Origin of the sequence: Streptomyces sp. WELS2, assembly GCF_013870595.1 — a bacterium.
Classification (GTDB): Bacteria; Actinomycetota; Actinomycetes; order Streptomycetales; family Streptomycetaceae; genus Streptomyces.
The window spans coordinates 1-2,291 of the sequence record NZ_JACBWZ010000919.1; the positions used below are offsets into that span (position 1 = coordinate 1).

The 2,291-nt window shown below is 69.4% G+C and carries 2 protein-coding genes; one reads left to right on the forward strand and one right to left on the reverse strand.

The window, feature by feature from the left end; genetic code table 11:
* Positions 1 to 21 precede the first annotated feature (21 nt).
* Positions 22 to 1,347 (reverse strand): phosphatase PAP2 family protein, encoded by a 1,326-nt coding sequence (locus tag H5J33_RS31755; protein WP_258565547.1) that lies wholly within the window; start codon positions 1,345 to 1,347, stop codon positions 22 to 24.
* A gap of 307 nt (positions 1,348 to 1,654) precedes the next feature.
* On the opposite strand from H5J33_RS31755, the gene H5J33_RS31760 reads away from it, so the two are divergent.
* A partial coding sequence (locus H5J33_RS31760; protein WP_309485533.1) for a thioesterase family protein occupies positions 1,655 to 2,291 on the forward strand: 637 nt, incomplete at its 3' end.

Sequence of the window (2,291 nt, forward strand, 5' to 3'; positions counted from 1 at the left end):
CATCCGGTGCCGCGCCATGGCTCACACCGGTTCGGGCTGCGGCTCCGGCCGGGGCGCCGGCACGGGCTTCGGTTCCCACCGCGAGGTGGTCCGCAGATAGCCGTAGAGCACCGAGAGCATCGCCAGGATGACGAGCGGACCGAACAGCCAGGGAAGCCGGGCCATCTCCAGGGGCAGATAGCGGTACGCCAGCAGGAGCGCCACGAAGACCGCCGTGCCGTGGGCGACCAGCCGGGTCCCGGACCGGTCCCAGCCGCGTGCCTGCGAGCGCAGCGCGGCCTCGATCGTGAGCGTGAACACCACTCCGGCCACGATGTCGGCTCCGTAGTGGTAGCCGAATCCCAGGGTCGCGGCGAGCGTGGCGACGAGCCAGAACGCGCCTCCGTACCGCAGGATTCGCGGACCCTTGCGGGAGTGGATGAAAATGGCGGTGGCCCAGGCCGTGTGCAGGCTGGGCATGCAGTTGCGGGGGGTGATCCCGTCGTACAGCATCGGGTGCGGTGTGGTGACCGGTGTCGGTGTGTGCGGCCACAGGTTGGCCGCCGCCCACTCCAGACCGCCGGTGCCGGAGGCGCCCGGACCGTAGGCGAAGATCGGTCCGACCACGGGGAAGATCATGTAGATGCCCGGGCCGAGCAGACCGATCACCAGGAAGGTGCGCACCAGGTGGTGGCGCGGGAAGCCGCGCTCGCTCGCCACGTTGCGCAGCTGGTACAGCGCGACGACGACCGCGGCCACCGCGAGCTGCGCGTAGACGTAGTCGAGCAGGTGCGTGCCGACCGGGCCGCTGGCGTTCACCAGGCGGCCGACCAGCCACGACGGGTTGCCCAGCGCGTGGTCGGCGGTCGCCACGTACTGATCGAGCACGGTGGGCCGGGCCTTCGACGTGATGAGCAGCCAGGTGTCGCCGGTCTTGCGGCCGGCCATGAGCAGCATGCCCAGTCCGACGCCCTTCAACAAGAGGGCACGCTCCTGTCCCGTGCGGCGCGTGACGGCGATGACCGCGGAGCCCAGGAGCACCCACAGCGCGCCGTTGCCGAAGGGGTGGCCCTCGTCGAAGTCGTAGTGGAAGCCTGACGCCCATCGCACCAGCAGGAAGACGACGTCGATGCCGACCGCGGCACCGGCGGCGATGAGCCGTTGCCGCCAGGTGAGGACCACCATCATCAGGCCCATGCTGGCGTACAGCAGGAATCCCGACTTGGGCGGATAGACGAGCTCTCGCGCCTCGGTGGTGAGCGGTCCCCGCAGGCCGTAGTGCCGTGCGGTGATCTCCAGTGCGACCAGGAAACCCAGAGTCGTCACAGCTGCGACGGCCCAGAGGATCACCCGTGGTCGGCGCCACAGGGGGACCTCGGTTCCGCCCTTTATCCGGGTAACTACCCGTGTTGGTATAGGTATCAATTCTCTGGCCGATTTGTTAGTTGTTGTCTATTTGGCGAATTTTCGCGCTGGTTAGTGCAGTTTTCCGATGAAATGACGGGCGTTGGGTGCGCTCGTCATGAGTTCGATCATGTTAGCCGAGTGATGCGGCCGGGGTTTGCCTCTTACAGGCCGTCTTTTCTCGTGGGGTGATCTCCTCGGCTCCCGCCACCAGGGGGGAGGCGGCCCGCACGCGTCCGCGCGGCGATAACGTGGTGTCACGCATCACGAGGTGACCGATACCGACACCGCCGCCGTGATGGGCAGCGGCGATGTGCCGGTACTGTCCACCCCGCGCCTGATCGCGTGGCTGGAGGCGGCGACCGTGCGGGCCGCCGCGCCGTTCACCCGGGCCGGCCAGACAACCGTGGGGACCGAGATCCGTGTCAAGCACCTGCGCGCCTCCCGCGTGGGGGCGCGGGTGCGGGTGAGCGCCGAGCCGCCGCCGGTGGACGGCCGGCGCCTCACCTTCCCGGTCCGCGCCGTCGACGACTCCGGCCACCTCGTGGCGACCGGCGAGATCGACCGGGCCGTCGTCGACCGCGCGCGGTTCCTCTCGGGGGCATCCGCGCGGGAAGAGGACCACCGAAGGGGCCCACGGAACCCGACCTTGACCTCAAGGGCACTCGAGGTAACACAGTCACGGTTCATGACACGTTTCCGGGATCTCCGGCACCCTTCGGCCGGCACGACGTTGATGAGCGAATGGCTCACCGGAACCGCCGAGCGGTCCCGCACGGCCGCCGGCGCCCTGCTCCACGAGTGGGCGGCGGCACCGGCGCCCCCCGGACGGCTGGCGCAGCACGCCTTCCTCTCCCTGGACGGCGCCGGCCTCTTCTTCTACGCGCAGTGGACCAGCGATGAGGCGC